The organism is Caulobacter sp. 05L422, from assembly GCF_056397765.1.
Genome location: NZ_JBFTOB010000020.1, coordinates 108,819 through 125,578 on the forward strand (window position 1 = coordinate 108,819; position 16,760 = coordinate 125,578).

Consider the following 16,760-nt stretch of genomic DNA (forward strand, 5'->3'; position numbering starts at 1 on the left):
AATGCTTTAAGGCAAAAACCTAGGGCCCCGACCTGATGCAATCAGGTCGGGAAATGCTCTAGTTGGCGGGTCTCGCTCCAGGCGTCATCGGGGACGCCATTGGGGCCGTCGTTACGGGCGTCGCCTGGGGCGTCACCAGCCGCAGGCGCCAGATGTGCGGCAGCAGGCAGTAGACCACGGCCATCGTCGTGTCGAAGGCCTCGAACATCATGTACATCCCGACGCTGATGAACAGGAACGTCGCCAGCTTCCGCTCCTGAAGGCCTCGCGGACGCTCGCGTGCGTACAGCATCGCCGCCGCGGCGCTGCTGACGACCAGGATGATCCACGCGACCATGCCCAGCGCGCCGTTCTCGACGAGGACGCGCAGGAATTCGCCGTGGACGCCGATCCCCGGACGGATGATCGGCGACTCCGAACTGGCGTAGGTCCCGACCATGGTCGTGACGTAGGACCCCGTGCCCAGGCCGATGACCGGGTGCTGGCGGGACAGCTCCATGATGTAGTTGAGCTGCCACTCGCGCTGCTGATTGCTGAGGGTCTGGACGACGTCGCCGTGCGCGAAGCCGGTGAGCGTGCCGATCTGCCGCGTCACGTAGCCGGACGTGTCGATCGCGGCGGCGAGCGGGCCGATGATCAGGATCGCCATCGGCGCCAGATAGGTCAGGGGGTTGCGCAGGTTGGCCATCAACAGCAGGGCGACGCCCAGCAGGATGTAGGCCTTGCGCTCGCCCGACAGCAGGATGATCACCGCGACGACGCCCATCAGCGCCGGGCCGTACAGCCGCGCGGCGTGGGTCTTGGACGTCACGAACGCCAGGGCCAGGAACGGCAGGAGGCTGTAGGCCGTCTTGGTGTCCCAGAGATACTTCCAGGTCACCAAGTGCCGGTGGGTGACGTGCCAGCCGATGGTGCCGATCATCAGCACGGCCAGCAGGATCGACGAGTACTTGAAGAACCGCTTCATCGACCGCTGCGAGTAGCAGACGACGAACGGCACGATGAAGACGTAGGCGGACGCCATCTGGGCGACGCGATAGATGCCCTGGCCGACGCTGGTGTAGAACGCCAGTCCGAGGTGGGCGCACATGAACAGCAGCAGCGCCGGCGAGCCCGCGATCTGCATGCCCCGGGGCGAGAGGATCAGCCGCCACTGGGTGACCGCGACCAGCAGCGCCACGACGAAATAGGGCAGGGCCTTGCGGCCTTCGCCGGCGAACCCGCCGATGAACAGCATGATCGGCGTCACGGCGAACAGGAAGTCCATCCGGGCTTCGCGTCGCGACGTCGCGGTCGAGGCCGAGGCTGTGTTCGGGGCCGTGCGCGGGGCGGTTCCGTAGGAAAGCGTGGTCACGTCTCTGATTTTCTCTGTGGCGCGAGATGGGCGGCCGACGGCCCGTCCAGCTCCGAGGCGAGGCTTGGCGCGTCGTTCCGCGGCCGGCGCAACATCCGGGCGAGCCTTTGCGGCCAGTCCGGGAAGGTGCACGGACGCTCGATGAGCGCGTAGAAGACAAGGCCGGCCGCGATCGCCGCGGGGATCAGCACGCCGAAGGCGATCGCCCAGGCCTGCAGCAACGAGGTCGGCTGAACCAGCTTGAAGACGACCTCCGACATCATCTGCATCAGCGGCACGTGCGTCAGGTAGATCGAATAGCAGGCGCCGCCGATCAAGGCGAGCCAGGGCGCGCCGGTCACGCGTCGTCCGATCGTCCCGCGCGCCGCGCCGTAGTAGATCGCCAGAATGCAGAGCGCCCGCGCGCCGTCCCGGAGGGCGTGCTCGAGGAAGCCGTGCACGCGCTCCTCGTAGTGGCCGCTGGCGGCCATGCAGACCAGGCCGAGGAGGAGGGCCACATCGAAGACCGACTTGGTCGGCTTGGCGAAGGGCGAGGCCTCGGTCGCGAAATCGCAGATCAGCATGCCCAGCAGGAACGGCCAGGCGTGTCCCAGCAGCGTCCAGCGGTGCACGGACTCCTGGTCGGCCCCGAGGATCGCCGACGAGGCCAGCCAGGCGACGATGGTGGCCAGCAGGATCGCGACCCGCCGGACTTGATGCTTCAGCTTCAGCAGCAGGCCCAGGATGATCGGGCTGATCAGGTAGAACTGCACCTCCACCTCCAGCGACCAGGCGGGCGGGTTGAGGCGCGGCGGGGCGTTGAAGATCATGCCGTGCGCATAGACCAGGCTGGCCGCCAGGCTCTGCCACAGCGGTGCGTCGGTCCGGTGGAAGGAGGGCGCGTGGCTGGGCGCGTATCCGGACAGGAACAGCAGCAGGAAGCAGCCGATCAGCACCAGGAAATAGGGCGGTTCGATCCGCAGCAGGCGGCGGCCGAAGAACTTGCCGATCCGCGGCGGGTGTCCCGACAGGAACGGGAAGGCGATGATGTAGCCGCTGATGAAGAAGAACAGGTCCACGCCGACGTGGCCGTGCGGCAGCCACTGCATGAAGAGGTTCTCGGCGCCGCTCGGCGTCGCCGCCTGGTCGTAGTTCCGGAAGCCCCGAAGGCCCGAGTGCCAGAACAGGACCGGGATGATCGCCAGGAAGCGGAGGCCGTCGATCTGGGGAACGTAGGTTCCGGCGTTCGTGACGCGACGCAGACGGGATGGCAGGTCGTTCAAGCCAGACAAGATCGAGACCATACTCACCCTCTTCGCCCTCGGCGCCTAACACAATCCTACTAGATTGAGCAAACCATCTGTCGCGCGCGATCACGTGACGGAGACGTCACAAAGAATTCTCAATTGCTAATCAGCCCTACAAAAAGGCCGAAAACGCACAGTTCTTATTCCCGCCGCAAAAAATCGCGATCTGTGGTGCGAATGGGTCAAATGCCCATGGTGTCGCGACGTTGTTGCTGTAAGCACCAACAATAAACCACTTCATCGTTGGAGCCCCGATCGTTTCCATGAGCGCCGAGAGTTTGAACGCGGACAGCCTGAAGATCGTGCACGTCCTGACCCGCCTCCTGCGTGCGGGATCCGAGGAAAACACCCTTCACTCCTGCCGCTCGCAGCGCGACGCGGGCCATCAGGTCTGGCTGGTTCACGGCGATGAATCCGATCCCGCTGTGGCCCGGCGCGCGGCCGAGGTCGCCACGGTCGTCGAGGCGACCGAACTGGTCCACCCCATCTCGCCGATGAGCGACATCCGCGCCGTGCGGCGGATGGCGGCCCTGTTCCGCGAGATCAAGCCCGACGTCGTCCATACCCACCAGAGCAAGGCCGGCATCCTGGGTCGGATCGCCGCCCGCATGGCCGGCGTGCCGACGATCGTCCACGGCGTCCACATCCTGCCGTTCGTCAATGTCGGCCTGGCCCAGACGGCGATCTATGTCGGCGCCGAGCGCCTGTGCGCGACGTTCACGGACGCCTTCGTCAATGTCAGCCCGTCGGTCCGCGACACCTCGATGGAGTACGGCATCGGCGCGGCCAACCGGCATTTCGTGGCCTACAGCGCCATGGACGTCGAGCGTTTCAAGGCTCCCAAGCCGCCGGCCGACTGGCGCGAGGTGCTGGGCGTGGCGGACGGGGCGGACAAGCCGCCCACCGTCGTCATGCTGGCGGCCTTCGAACCGCGCAAGCGGCACGTCGAGTTCGTCAACGCCCTGCCCGAGGCGTTCGCGGGCCTGCCGGACTGGCGGGTGGTGTTCGCCGGGGAGGGCGCCGAGATGCCGGCCGCCAAGGCCGCCGTCGCCGCCCTGGGCCTGGCCGACAAGGTGCGGTTCACCGGCTATCGGACGGATCCGGAAGCGATCATCGCCGTGGCCGACGTCTGCGTCCTGGCCTCGCTGCGCGAAGGCCTTCCGCGCGTTCTGGTGCAGTACGCGGCGGCCGGCAAGCCCAGCGTGGTCAGCGCCTTGCCGGGCCTGGAGGACGTGATCACCGACGGCGTCAGCGCCGTCGTGACGCCCAGCGCCGACATCTCGGCGGCCGCCTCGGTCGTGGCCCGCCTGCTGGCCGACGACGAGGAGCGCGGACGCCTGGCGGCCGGCGCGGCGGCGATCGACGTCGACGCCTGGTCGCCAGCCAGCATGCACCGGGCGATCCAGGGCGCCTACGACTACGCCCGCGCCAATCCCATCAAGGGCCGCGCCAAGGCCTCTCGGCCCGCCGCCGAGCCGGCCGCCGCCGGATCCACGTCCTAGGCGACGGGGCGGCGCGTTCGCCGCCTCACCGTCAGGCGAGTTCAGGGCCAGGCGAGTTCGGGGAAGGTGCCGCGCGCGCAGCTGGCCCAGTTGAAGGTCTCGGCCCGCAGCCGCGCCGCCTGGCCGTCCCGCGCGCTGAGCGCGGGGTCGCGGGCATAGGCGGTGATCGCCCGGGACATGGCGTCCAGGTCGTCGTGCGCCACCAGGACGCCGGTGTCGGCCATCACCTCGGGAATGCCGCCCAGGGCGGTGGCGACAGTCGGGCAGTTCTGGGCCGCGGCCTCGAGCAGGACCAGGCCGAAGCCCTCGATCTTGCCGGGCAGGTCGCGCGCGCAGAGCGTGTGGCACGCCGCGCGCTGATAGAGGCGCTTCAGGTCGTCGTCCGACAGCCGGCCGGTCGCGATCACCGTCAGGTTCAGGCGCTTGGCTTCCTCGAGCACCGCCGCGGCATAGGCGTCGTCCTCGGGGCGGCCGGCGATCACGAAGACCGGGTTTTCCAGGCCGTGGGCGTCACGGGCGTGCGCGATGGCCTGCACCGTCTCCAGCTGACCCTTGCGGGCCTCGATGCGGCCGACGGCGCAGATCACCGAGGCGTCCGACGGCAGCGCGGCCAGGGCGGGGTGCTCGAAGCCGCCCGTCGCCGGTTCGAACCACGCGGACTCGACGCCCAGATAGGTCACCACGCCCCGGCGCGGCGCGCCGAAATTGGCCGAGAACAGATCCAGCGTGGCCTGGGAGTTGGAGGTGATCATCTCGGCGGCGCCGTAGGCGCGCTTGACCAGGCCGAACAGCGGCGAGCCGGCCTTGAACTTGCTGACCTCGCTGCCGTGGATCATCGCGCGATAGGGACGGCGATGCAGCGGCGAGAGCACGTAGGCCAGCAGGACCGTGCGGATGTCGGCCGCCAGGAACGGCCAGCTCTTCGGCGTGCGGCGCAGGAGCCCCAGCGTCTCCAGGGCCGCGCCTGGCGAAATGCGGTGGTGGCCCAGGACGCGCAGCGCGTCCGGGTCGGCGGCCGGCTCGGGCAGGTCCGGATAGGACGGGGCGATGACCTTGGCCTTTGAGCCCCCCTCGCGCACGGCGTCGACCAGCCGTCCGGCATAGGTGCCGATGCCGCCGGGAAAGGGCGGATACTCGCAGGTGAGGACGATCACGCCCTCGGGCGTCGAGACGGTCATTGGGTGACGACCCCCATCGCTTCGCGGCGGCCCTTGAGCTTCGAAGCCAGCAGTCGATAGACCAGCGGCGCGAAGGCGCTGGCGACGATCAGCGACGCCCAGGCCCGCAGGTTGAACGGATCCAGCTGGACGGCGAAGCGCAGCAGCCGCGCGGCGCCCTGGCTGTCGCCGAACAGGAAGCGGTGGTTGCCCAGCTTGCGGGCGCGCTCGGCCAGGCGGCGGGTGACCAGCGGCATCAGGCGGGGCTCGTCGGCGGCGGCCTTCAGGGCCACCAGGGCGTGATGGGCCATCAGGTCCTTGCGCCCGCCGGTGATGCTGGCGCCGCGATTGCGCTTGTACAGCACCGGGGCCTCGACCAGCGCGAAGCGGCAGTGACGCGACAGGCGGATGTAGAAGTCGGTGTCCTCGAAGATCCTGACCGCCGCATCGAAGCCGCCGCACGCATCGAAGGCGCTGCGGCGTATGAGGGTGGTCGACGGGATGATCGGCGGGTCGCTGAGGAAATAGGCGCGGGTCAGGTCGCGCGCGTGGCTCAGGTCCAGCACGCTGGCGCGCTGGGCCTTGGTCAGGTCCATTTCCGGGAAGGTGAAGTAGCCGCCGTAGACCAGGCCGACGCCGTCGTCGTCGAGGATCGTCTGGAACTGGTGCTCCAGCTTGTCCGGGGTCCAGAGGTCGTCGCCGTCCAGGATCGCGAAGAACGGCGCCGTCACCGATTTCAGGGCCAGGTTGCGCTGGGCGGGCAGGCCCGCGCCGCCGGGGCCGTAGATCACCTTGATCCGGGGGTCCCAGCCCTCGATCGTCTTCAGCACCGCGACGGTGTCGGGCGCGGAGCCGTCGTCGGCGATGACGATGGCGTCGATCAGCTCGGCGCGGGTCTGGTCCAGCACGCTGCGGACGGCCGCGCCGATATACGGGCCCTCGTTGTAGCACGTCATGATGACGGAGACGGAGGGCGACGCGCCTTGAGGCGAAGCTGGGGAGGTCATGCCGCCTTCATCTCCTCGATGACCTCCAGCAAGGTCTGGCGCGTCTTGTCGGCGATCGCGTCGATGCCGATGTTCTGCTCGGCGAAGGCCCGGCCGGCCTCGGCCATCTTCCGCCGCGCCTCGGGCGACAGCGCCATGGCCGTCCGCATGGCCTCGGCGAAGGCTTCGGGTTCGGAGGCCTGGACGATGAAGCCGTTCTTGCCGTGGTCGACGACGTCGGCGACGCCGCTCGCGGCGTAGACGATGGGGATCACGCCCATGGACATGGCTTCCAGCAGCGAGTTCGACTGACCCTCGCGCATCGAGGCCGAGACGAAGAAGTCGGACTTCGACAGCTCCGGATAGACGTCGGAAGCGTGGCCCGGGAACGAGATCAGGTCGGGGTCCGCCGCGCCGGCCAGGCCCATCAGGCGTTCGCGATCGGGACCGTCGCCGAGGAACACCATGCGCGCCGGCTTGTCGCCCTGGGCCAGCTTCAAGGCGGCGTCCAGCAGCACGTGGATCCGTTTGTCGGCCACGATCCGGCCGGTGAAGATGAAGCGATCGCCGGTGCGCTTGTCGAGGGAGGCTTCCAGCTCGTCTCGCGGCGGCAGCACCACGCCGTTGGAGAAGGCGGCGACGCGTTCCGTCGGCACGCCCAGGTCGTGCAGGTCCTGGACGATCTGGCTGCCGTTGGCGACGAAGCGGTTGACGCGCTTGACCAGCAGCTGCTGCACGAAGCGGCCGTAGAAGAACTTCTTTTCCCGCAGCGCGGCGAAATCGGACGCCTCGCCGCCGCCGCCCAGCTTCAGGAGCAGCGGCGAGCGGCCGGACATCGCGGCCAGCGCCGGGCCCAGGGCATGCAGCCTCGCGTGGAAGACATAGATCGGGATGCCGCTGTAGCGCGCGGATCCGAACTTGTTGCGGAACCAGAGGGTCCACCGCAGGAACGACATGAAATGACGACCGCCCAGGTTCGGATAGGCCGGCGTGTAGAACCGCTCGATGCGTCCGAACGAGGTTTCCTCGCTCGTGGGATTGGCCTTGGAAATGGTCGGGGTCGCCAGGGTGACGTCGACCCCGGCGCGATGCAGGGCTTCGGCCAGGATCCGAGCCTGACGCGCCGCCCCGCCCGCGCTGTCAGGATAGAAGGCCGGCGCCGCCAGGATCAGTCGCATCAGCCGACTCTCTGCGCGAGCTCTTCGTACCGCGCCCAGATGGCGGTGGGTTCGAAGCCCTTTGAAGACGTGGCGAAGTCCATGGCGGCCTTCGCGCCGTCGGCGTCCGAAATGACCACGGAGGCGCCGAGCTGCTTTTTCCAGGCGCCGATGTAGGACGACAGCTTTCCGTAGCTGTTGTCGATGGCGATCACCGGCTTGCCGAGCAGGAAGCCGAGGATGGCGCCGTGCAGCCGGGACGTGATCCAGACCGGGTTGTCGTTGAGGGTGCTGCCGACCTTGACGATCTCGCGGTGCAGGGCCTTGAAATAGTGCTCGTCCACGTCGCCGATGATGTTGCTCAGCGGGCGGGCGGCCGAGATCTTGTTCACCAGCCGCCGCTCCGCGCGGTAGCGGACGGACAGATAGTTGTCCCAGTCGGTGAACTCGCTGGTGCGCTCGCCGATCACGCCGGGGACGGTCGTCTTCTCGACGTCCGTGCGCATCAGCATCAGGGTCCCCTTGTCGACGGACGGCGCGCGGACCTCTTCCAGCAGGGACGGCCACAGCTGGTGCGCCATGTCCGGCATCAGCTTCACGCGCTCGCCGAAATAGGGTTTGGTCAGGCCCAGGCTCACCTCGTCGCGCACGAAGAAGGTGATGTTCGGGTGCTTGTTCATCTTCTCGCAGGCGCGCGCGAGCTTCTCGGGGCTGCTGAAGTGCACCGTCTGCGGCATGACGACGATCTGGTTGTCGGTGAACTTCTCGATGATGCGTTCACGGTAGGATTGGAAGTGCGGGTAGATGTCGCCGAAGTTCCCGCCGCCGTGCAGGACGATGACGTCGTCCTTGCCGATCGGCAGGCGATCGTCGCTCTCGGAGTTGCCGACGTTCCGCGAGAACTTCCGCTTGATGTTGTAGCGGTCGAAGAACTTCAGGGTGCCCAGGACGATCAGCAGGTCGCCGAGATTGGTCGTCAGGGCATAGTCCAGGTACGCCACCCGCCTGCCTTGGGGGATCAAGTCGGCGATCACGGAATGCATGGCTTGCAGCTCGCGCATACCGGCGTCACGAGGCAGGAAGTTTCGATCCATTGGGAGCAATCTCGCAGCTAAATTTGTTCGCGCGTGGCGTTGTCGGTTAGTGGGCGGCGGTGAAGCGGGTCGCGATGCGCGCCATCAACCGGGTCTTGATGCTGAGTACGCGGCCGCCGGCTTCCTGGCCAAGCCAGAACGTGGGGCTCGTCGCCACCAGAGCGCCGGCCACCGTCACGCCGGCGGCGCCGGCGATGAAGTGTTGGATCACCAGGTGGAAGTCATGCAGGAGGCGCAGGGCGCCGGCGTCCACGACGCCCACGGCGATCGCCAGTACCAGTGAGCGAAGATGCACGACGATCACGTCCCAGAAGCTGGATCCAGATATCCTCGTCGCATAGGACATTGATGTGACGTAGAAAATGGTGATCGACAGCGAAACGCCGATTGCGACGCCATAGATTCCATATCGGCTGCCAATGATCGAGGACGTGACCATCATTGCGGCATAAAAGCCTTGCCGCATGGCGGCCGCGCCGGACTTGCCCACCGCCACGGCGAAGCTCTCCGAGATCTTGAAGACGCAGCGCGGCACCAGGGTGGCGAACAGGATCTGGGCGACGGGCACGGTGTCGCCCCACTTCGCGCCCAGCGTGATCGCCACGATCGCGGGCGCCTGAAGCGCCAGCAGGACGGACGCCAGGGCGTAGATCGGCAGGCTGACTTCCAGGGCCGATATGAACGCGCGCCTCAGCCGTTCCGGATGGGCCTGGATGTTCGCGAACGCGGGCATCAGCACGCGCTGCAGCGGGGTCGCGGTCGCGGCGACCACCAGGTCGAGGAGTTTCCAGCCTCGCGAATAGAGGCCCAGCGGCGCGGCGCCCAGCATCCGGCCGATGACCGCGTTGGCGCCGGTGTTGGCGACCCAGTTGAACGCGTAGGACAGGCCGAACAGGCCCGATCCGCGGATGTCCTTCAGCGCCTCGCGGTGGAAGGCCGGCTTCAGCGGCAGGCGCGCCATGACGCCCACCGTGACGGCTTCGGTGAAGCCCGACACGACCAGGGCGGCGATCAGGGCCCAGACGCCGAAGCCCATCAGCGCCATCGGCACCGCGACGAAGATGTAGCCCACGAACTGGGCGAGGATGCTGGCGATCGCCAACACCCGGAAGCGTCCGTTGCGCTGCAGCTGGGCGCTGGCCACCGAGAAGACGGCCTTCAGGGGAATGGTCAGCGAGGAGATGGCGAGGGTCGGCGCCAGCAGCTTGAACTTGAAGAAGGCTTCCGCGGCCGGCGAGGCCAGGGCGACGAGAGCGGCCAACGACGCGCCGACCAGCACGGCGACCGTCAGGGTCGTGCGGACGTCCTCCTCGGTCAGCGCCGCCTTGCGGATCAGATTGACGCCGAACGCGCCGTCGAACAGCACGTTGGCCAGGGCGAGGACGACGAACGCCGCCGCCATGACCCCGAAGTCCTCGGGGCCGAGCAGGCGCGCGAGCACGGCGGTGGACACCATGCTGATGGCGGCGTTGGCGAAGCGGCCCCCGACCAGCCAGGCCAGACCTTTGGCGATTCTCTTCGTGGCGGCCATGCTACGCGATCGATCCCTGCATGAAGGCGCCCTGCATGAAGGCGGCGGGGCGTCGCATGCGACGGCGGGGGCGACGGCGGGGCGGGGCGCGCATCGGGAGGGGATCGGACGGCGCCGCCAAGTCTGTCAGGTTGGTTAGCGTCACGCTCTATCCCCGCTGGAAAGCACAAATGCTGCATTGCACACCGCGTTCACGGTGGCCAGATGAAAGCCTTGTCGCGATGCGATTTAATCGAATTGCACGCCAAGGCGTGAATAGTCGGCTCGACGGTCGAGACCCATAATTGATCTTAATGTGACGCTCGAATGACCCCTGCTCCATTTTCGCCTGTTGAGAGAAGACCGCTCGCGAGGGAGAGCTGAGGCGGAGCGTCCAGCGCGGATGAAAGCTCGTCCATGACCGTCTCCGGGCGCTGATGGACTATTTTCAACCATCCCTCGTGATCTTTTTGTGTCCACGCGTTTTTGGACTGAATTCCCCAGCTTAGCCGTTGTATGCTGCCCGGACTTAATCTTGACCATTTGTGCGTATTTTTCCGACACGTGGACGTTAGGAGAGAGCGGTGGAGCGGCTGCAGCGCATACAGTATCTGCGAGGTATTGCTGCGCTCCTCGTGCTCCTGAGTCACTTGGACGGCGTCACTAAACCTTTCGTCGACCATGAAATCGTCGCAACGATATGTTCCGCCTTCAACGGTACATTTGGCGTCGACATCTTCTTCGTGATCAGCGGCTTCATCATGGTCTACACCTGCCGCAACAGCTTCGGCGCTCCGGGCGCCGCCGGCCCGTTCTTGTGGCGAAGAGTTGTCCGCATCGCGCCGATCTATTGGCTGATGACCATCGTCGAGGCCGGCATTCTCTTTATCAGTCGCCTCGACAATCCGGGCCACCAGATCACTCTGAAGCAGCTGGCCTTGTCGTTCCTGTTCATTCCCTACGAATGGCATGACGACAAGTTCAGGCCCTTGCTCGGCCCCGGCTGGTCCCTGAACTACGAGATGTTCTTCTATATTGTCTTCGCCGCCACGCTTTTCCTGACCATGAGGCGCGCCCTCGTCGCGCTGGCCGTCGTCTTCGTGGGCCTGGCGCTGGTGGGCCTGCTGTCGCCGCCGGGCGCGGTCCTGATGGCCTGGACCCGTCCGATCATCCTGGAATTCCTGGCGGGCGGCCTGCTGGCCGGCGCCTATTGCTGGCTGGACGACCGGCGCGCCCTTCCAGCCTTCAAGTGGCCCATGCTGCTGGCGGCGGTGTTCCTGGTGATCCAGGCCCTGCTGCCCAACGCCGGCGACGGCCTGAGCCCCTGGAAGTGGAGCAACTGGCTTCTCGCCGTCCTGATCGTCGGTTCGGCGACCCTCCTGGCCGCCCCGAACGCCAACACCGTCGTCAGCCGGGCCATGGTGACGCTGGGCAACGCCTCGTACAGCCTCTACCTGACCCACGTCATCGTCCTGGCCATGCTCGCGGCCGTCTGGAAGAAGGTCGGCGCCTTCGACACCGCGGGCCTGGTGGCGTTCCTGGCCATCGGCATGGCGTCCACGCTCGCGGCCGGGTTGCTGTCCTACAGGCTGCTCGAGCTTCCGATGACCAACGCGCTCAAGTCCCTGAGGCCGCGCCGAAGCCGGCTCGCCGTCGTCTAGGTCCTATTCGGCGGCGTAGGCCCTGATGTAGTCGACCTGGAGGGTCATTCCGTCGACGGCGTCGGCCAGTTCGCCCGGATTGATCGTCAGGGAGACCAGCGGATAGTAGCTCACGCTGAAGCCCGGCCCGACGACGGCGCGCGAAACCTCCTGCCGGTCCATGTAGAAGGTCACCGTGTCGCCGCGCCTCTGGGCGCCGTAGGTGTGCCACTCGCCGTCGAGCAGCCGCGTGCCCATGCCCGTGTAGTTGGACGATCCCGAATGTCCCAGCGGGGCCTTCTGCCAGAGGTGCACGGCCTGGTGATGCCCCTTCGGGTCGCCGCCATACCATTCCAGGACGTCGATCTCGGCGTGGCCCGTCACCGGATCATCGTTGGAGAGCAGCCACAGCCCGCCCCAGAAGGCGGAGGTCTTGACCGACGGCAGCTTGATGCGGGCCTCGAAATAGCAGTCGGCGCAGGTGAAGCCCTGGCCCGCCTTGTCGACGGTCTGCACGGTTCCCGAGCGCCAGGTCCCTTCGGGGGTCTTGTAGGCGCGGAGCGACAGCACCCCGTCGGCGATCTGGTAGGCGGGGCCGGTCGGGGGGTCGAACTTCCCCGCGCCGTAGGGCGCGTGCACCGGCGCGAACAGCTTGGGACCGGTCAGGCTGACGTCGCCGTCGAACTCCTCGGAGAACGCCAGCGGCCGGTCGCCCAGGTCGATCGGCGCGCCGGAGAAGTCCTCGGTCCAGACGGCCACGGCGGGATTGGCGGCGGCGGCGAGAGCCATGGCTAGGAGCATTGCGGGAGCCTCCTTGAACGATCAGCCGAAAACCGTGCGAGCGCACGGATGCGATCGACCTGACCAAGCGGTCAGGCCCGGAAACGTTCCCCTGTACAGCTTCAGGTTTTATCGGCGCCTGTTAAACGAACGATTTCCGGGTCGCTTCCGCCCAATTTTCGATCCCCGCGGCCAGGGCGCGATCCTTGAGCAGGCCGTGGCGGACCGCCCATTCCGGATAGACGTGGGTCGAGCGCACCAGCTTGGTCACGCGATCGGGGTGAACCCCGACGCCGAACCCGTTGAGGGCCGAAAGCGACTTGGCCACCGCCATCACCATGCCCAGCGGCACGTCGATCAGCCGCGCCTGGGGGAAGTAGCCGCTCTTCAGCGTGCTGACGATGTTCTCCAGGGTCGGGCATTCCGGATAGCTGGCGTTCAGGGTCTCCTGCGGCTGGTCCGTCTGGCCCGCGGCCAGGATCAGGTCGATCAGGTCCTCGACATAGATGCACGACTTGATGGTGTCGCGCCGGCCGGGGAAGACGAAGAAGCCGCGCTTCAGCAGCGCCGCCATGCGCGCGAAGTTGCCGCCTTCGCCCGCGCCGAACACGACGGCGGGCCTGACGACGGTCAGCTTGCGACCCGACCCGGCCTTCAGCCAGGCCTCGTGGATCTTCTCGGCCATCAGCTTGGATTTGCCGTAGGCCGACACCGGCGACGGCTTGCTGTCCTCGGTCTTGCGCTCTTCCGAAGGGCCGTAGATCGAGATCGAGCTGGTGAACGTCACGTGCTTGACGTCGGCGCGCTCGGCCAGCCGCGTGACCTCCAGGGCGCCGTTGACGTTGGTGTCGTAGTACTCGTGATCCTCGTGCCCGGGCGTGGTGTGCACGGCGGCCAGGTTGAAGATCCGGTCGATCCGGCCCAGGTCCAGCGCGCCGATGTCGCGCACGTCGTGGGTGATGTACTCGGCGCCGGGGATGGTCTTGCGCGGCGGGCGCAGGTCCAGGCAGACCAGTGCGGCGCCCATGCCGTGAAGCCGCTCCGCCAGGTGGGTTCCGATGAAGCCCGACGCCCCGGTGATCAGTACACGCTGGCCAGAGAAAGCCTTGTCCGCGCCAACTTCAGTGTGGGAACTCATCTCGGCGGCGCCTCGTCTCTAAATGATGGCTCGGTATAGAGCGTGTTCCCGCGCGTTGGAACTCGGTCCAACGACAGGCCGCGCCCAAACCGCAGGGTGCTTCAATCTTGGGCTGCCAGCCGCGAGAACCGGCCCCGCGACGGCGGGCGGCGCGGAAGTCCGTACCGTGACTTGGTGACAGGATTTCGACTGGGACCTAGCCCAGTTTTTCCTCGATCAGCGCGGTCGTGCGGTCCAGGCCGAAGATCGCGGCGAACGAGCCGAAGCGCGGGCCCTGGCTCTGGCCCAGCAGGACCTCGTACAACGCCTGGAACCAGGCGCGCAGCGGCTCGAACTCATGGTCCTTGCCGACCGCGAACACCTCGTTCTGGATCAGCTCGGCGTCCTGGCAGTCCGAAGGCAGGGCCTTCAGCCGGCCCAGCAGGTCGAGGATCGCGGCGCGTTCCTTGTCGTCCGGCGCGCGGAACGCCTTCGTCGGCTTCACGAAGTCGTCGTAGTAGTTGATCGCGTAGCCGGCCAGGCGGTCCAGCAGCGGCTGGCTCTCGGGCGTGGCGCCCGGGATGTAGCGCGACAGGAAGCCCCAGAGGATCGCCTTGTCCGAGGCGTTGGCGGCCGAGACCAGGTTCAGCATCAGGCTGAACGACACCGGCGAGCCGTACTGCGGCGGGCGGCCCGAATGGACGTGCCACACCGGGTTGTCCAGCTGCTTGGTCGGCTCCTGCCGGGGGTAGGCGTCCAGCTGCTGCAGGTACTCGTCCGTCGCCTTGGGGATGACGTCGAAATACAGCTTCTTGGCCGACTTGGGGCTCTGGAACATGTAGTACGACAGGCTTTCCGGCGCGCCGTAGCGCAGCCAGTCCTCCATCGACAGGCCGTTGCCCTTGGACTTGGAGATCTTCTGCGAGTTCTCGTCGAGGAACAGTTCGTAGTTGAAGCCCTCGGGCGGAACGCCGCCCAGCGCCTTGCAGATCTGGGCCGAGGCCTTGACCGAGTCGATCAGGTCCTTGCCGCTCATCTCGTAGTCGACGCCCAGGGCGGTCCAGCGCATGGCCCAGTCGGGCTTCCACTGCATCTTCACGTGGCCGCCGGTCACCGGGACCTCGACCTTCTGGCCGTCCTCGTCCTGGAAGACGATCGTGCCCTTGTCGACGTTGCGCTCCAGCGTCGGCACCTGCAGCACCTTGCCGGTGCTGGGGCTGATCGGCAGGAACGGCGAGTACGAGGCGCGGCGCTCCTCGCCCAGGGTCGGCAGCATGACCTTCTGGATGGCGTCGAAACGGGCCAGGGCCGTCAGCAGGGTCTCGTCGAACATCCCGCCCTTGTAGCACTCGGTCGACGACACGAACTCGTAGTCGAAGCCGAAGCCGTCGAGGAAGGCGCGCAGGCGGGCGTTGTTGTGAGCCCCGAAGCTGTCGTGGGTGCCGAACGGGTCGCGGACCACGGTCAGCGGCTTGCCCAGGTCCTCGATCAGCGGCTGCTTGTTCTCGATGTTGTCGGGAACCTTGCGCAGGCCGTCCATGTCGTCGCTGAAGGCGATCAGGCGCGTGGGGATGGCGTMGTCGGTCAGGGCGCGGAAGGCGCTGCGGACCATCGTCGTGCGCGCCACCTCGCCGAAGGTGCCCAGGTGCGGCAGGCCCGACGGGCCGTAGCCGGTCTCCAGGATCACCGGTTTGGCCAGGGCCGGGAAGGTCTTCACGGCCTCGTCGGCCTTGCCGCCGTTGATCAGCGTGGAGGCGAGATCGCGTTCGGCGTCGGACAGACGCAGGCGCAGGATGCGGGCGAGCAGGGCGCGCGCCTGCTCGAACGGCCAGGAGCGAGCGTCGCGGGCGAGGGGGGAGAGGCCTTCAAACATGCGGGGCGGTATAGGGGGTGTGGGGGGCGGAGGCTAGATGGTGCCGGCTTGAGGCCGTTTGATTACCGTCATGGTTATGCTTAGCTGCACCTATGGATGCCTCCCGGGTCACGCTCGAAGAACAACTCCGCCTACTGACTGAAAGGCGAGACGCGGCGGCTGCTGAGAAGCGTGCAATGACCAAAGCGGCTCTCTTCCTTGAAAAGCAGGCGACTGTTAACAGCTTAAACGCACAAATCAGCAACGTCCGACGCGAACTAATCGCGCTGGATAGGCAAGAAAATGCCGCCTTGGAAAGCCAGCGAATAGAGCGTTCGAAAGCCGCAGTTGAGGGGGCGACGTTTTGGTTCAAACGTTTTTTCACCACCCTTGGCATCGCTAATGCTGGTGCATTTGCCGCTCTGGCCAGCGGGGTATTGCAGGCGGACGATGTTGGAAAAATTGCGGGTCTGGTTGCGCCTGCAATGGTTCATTTTACGCAAGGTATGTTGGCATCCGGTTCGATCCCGTTATTTCTGTGGCTAAGATACTTCGCGAGCGATGCTCAAAGTCGGTACTTCGACCGAAATCGATTTCAGACGCTGGCTTTGCCCATACTTGAATGGCTAGCTCAATTGCTTGTCATCCTGGCGACTGTAAGGGGAGTGTGGGAATTCGCCGCCGGCCTCTTCTCCGCACTTGGATCACTGCAGGGGACAATCCATTGATCTAAAGGTTCTTGGAGCGTGGGATAGTTATCCGCCCCGGATGGGCCGCGCCCTAGAGCCTTGGTGGATCGGAGCTCTGGCGTCTGGCCGTGTCTAGGCGCTGCCTCGCCGCTGGCGGATGACGTCTAGGGCGATTTCGGAAGGGGCGTTCTTTTTGAACCCTCTCTCTTAGAGAGAGGGAGGGGCCCGCCGCGCAGCGGTGGGAGGGTGAGAGGTTTCACCCTGTCCGGTTTCACACTGACGCCCTGCCGGCGCGCCGTCTGACGTTTTAACCCCTCACCCTCCCAAGCTTCGCTTGGGCCCCTCCCTCTCCCTCTGGGAGAGGGTTTCGAGGCCGCCTATCCCCGGCGCTCAGCGAACAAACCCCCACGATTTCAACGCCCTGAACTTTCTCGACCCGATTTGGTCCTCACCCTCCAAACCACCCGTATCCTTGACCCACCTCGYYGCAGGGAAAGGGCGCAAGGCCAGCGACCGATGCGGCGGCGGGGGGCGATCGAGCGGGACTGGGCTGGAGGGGGTTACTTCAGCGTGTCCGGGGACTCCTGTCGTTGGGGAGCCCGCCCGCCGTCGGCGTCGAACGGGGACAAAGCGCGT

At 66.6% G+C, this 16,760-nt stretch carries 13 protein-coding genes; 3 read left to right on the forward strand and 10 right to left on the reverse strand.

Features of this window, described 5'->3' with window-relative positions:
* Positions 1 to 58: 58 nt before the first annotated feature.
* Positions 59 to 1,354 (reverse strand): hypothetical protein, encoded by a 1,296-nt coding sequence (locus AC1DMQ_RS18895; RefSeq protein WP_477035093.1) that lies wholly within the window; start codon positions 1,352 to 1,354, stop codon positions 59 to 61.
* Positions 1,351 to 2,637, reverse strand: coding sequence for an acyltransferase family protein (locus AC1DMQ_RS18900; protein ID WP_477035094.1), 1,287 nt, complete (start codon positions 2,635 to 2,637; stop codon positions 1,351 to 1,353). The genes AC1DMQ_RS18895 and AC1DMQ_RS18900 overlap by 4 nt, the downstream gene beginning before the upstream one ends.
* A gap of 266 nt (positions 2,638 to 2,903) precedes the next feature.
* Here AC1DMQ_RS18900 and AC1DMQ_RS18905 point away from each other — a divergent pair, with 266 nt between their 5' ends.
* A complete protein-coding gene (locus AC1DMQ_RS18905) occupies positions 2,904 to 4,142 on the forward strand; it encodes a glycosyltransferase (RefSeq protein ID WP_477035095.1) in 1,239 nt (412 codons plus the stop codon).
* A 41-nt stretch (positions 4,143 to 4,183) separates the two neighbouring features.
* On the opposite strand, the gene AC1DMQ_RS18910 is transcribed toward AC1DMQ_RS18905, so the two are convergent.
* From AC1DMQ_RS18910 to AC1DMQ_RS18930, 5 genes are all read right to left on the reverse strand, one after another.
* Positions 4,184 to 5,320 (reverse strand): glycosyltransferase family 4 protein, encoded by a 1,137-nt coding sequence (locus AC1DMQ_RS18910; RefSeq protein WP_477035096.1) that lies wholly within the window; start codon positions 5,318 to 5,320, stop codon positions 4,184 to 4,186.
* Positions 5,317 to 6,306 (reverse strand): glycosyltransferase family 2 protein, encoded by a 990-nt coding sequence (locus tag AC1DMQ_RS18915; RefSeq protein WP_477035097.1) that lies wholly within the window; start codon positions 6,304 to 6,306, stop codon positions 5,317 to 5,319. Before AC1DMQ_RS18915 ends, AC1DMQ_RS18910 begins: the two co-directional genes overlap by 4 nt.
* Complete coding sequence (locus AC1DMQ_RS18920; protein ID WP_477035098.1) at positions 6,303 to 7,463, reverse strand: glycosyltransferase family 4 protein; 1,161 nt, start codon at positions 7,461 to 7,463, stop codon at positions 6,303 to 6,305. Before AC1DMQ_RS18920 ends, AC1DMQ_RS18915 begins: the two co-directional genes overlap by 4 nt.
* The gene (locus AC1DMQ_RS18925; RefSeq protein WP_477035099.1) at positions 7,463 to 8,485 is read right to left on the reverse strand and encodes a polysaccharide pyruvyl transferase family protein; all 1,023 of its coding nucleotides are present in this window, start codon (positions 8,483 to 8,485) and stop codon (positions 7,463 to 7,465) included. Before AC1DMQ_RS18925 ends, AC1DMQ_RS18920 begins: the two co-directional genes overlap by 1 nt.
* A gap of 97 nt (positions 8,486 to 8,582) precedes the next feature.
* A complete protein-coding gene (locus AC1DMQ_RS18930; protein WP_477035100.1) occupies positions 8,583 to 10,067 on the reverse strand; it encodes a lipopolysaccharide biosynthesis protein in 1,485 nt (494 codons plus the stop codon).
* 563 nt (positions 10,068 to 10,630) lie between these two features.
* On the opposite strand from AC1DMQ_RS18930, the gene AC1DMQ_RS18935 reads away from it, so the two are divergent.
* Positions 10,631 to 11,707, forward strand: coding sequence for an acyltransferase family protein (locus AC1DMQ_RS18935; RefSeq protein ID WP_477035101.1), 1,077 nt, complete (start codon positions 10,631 to 10,633; stop codon positions 11,705 to 11,707).
* A 3-nt stretch (positions 11,708 to 11,710) separates the two neighbouring features.
* Here the strand turns inward: AC1DMQ_RS18935 and AC1DMQ_RS18940 are convergent, their stop codons facing one another.
* From AC1DMQ_RS18940 to AC1DMQ_RS18950, 3 genes are all read right to left on the reverse strand, one after another.
* Positions 11,711 to 12,487, reverse strand: a complete 777-nt coding sequence (locus AC1DMQ_RS18940) for a glycoside hydrolase family 16 protein (protein ID WP_477035102.1) — start codon at positions 12,485 to 12,487, stop codon at positions 11,711 to 11,713.
* A 121-nt stretch (positions 12,488 to 12,608) separates the two neighbouring features.
* Positions 12,609 to 13,604 carry an NAD-dependent epimerase/dehydratase family protein gene (locus AC1DMQ_RS18945; RefSeq protein ID WP_477035103.1) on the reverse strand — a complete coding sequence of 332 codons (996 nt, stop codon included), beginning with the start codon at positions 13,602 to 13,604 and terminating at the stop codon, positions 12,609 to 12,611.
* 196 nt (positions 13,605 to 13,800) lie between these two features.
* Entirely contained in the window at positions 13,801 to 15,456 is a 1,656-nt protein-coding gene (locus AC1DMQ_RS18950) for a lysine--tRNA ligase (protein WP_477035104.1), read from the reverse strand.
* A gap of 176 nt (positions 15,457 to 15,632) precedes the next feature.
* Here AC1DMQ_RS18950 and AC1DMQ_RS18955 point away from each other — a divergent pair, with 176 nt between their 5' ends.
* Positions 15,633 to 16,163, forward strand: coding sequence for a hypothetical protein (locus tag AC1DMQ_RS18955; RefSeq protein ID WP_477035105.1), 531 nt, complete (start codon positions 15,633 to 15,635; stop codon positions 16,161 to 16,163).
* The last annotated feature ends 597 nt before the right edge of the window (positions 16,164 to 16,760 follow it).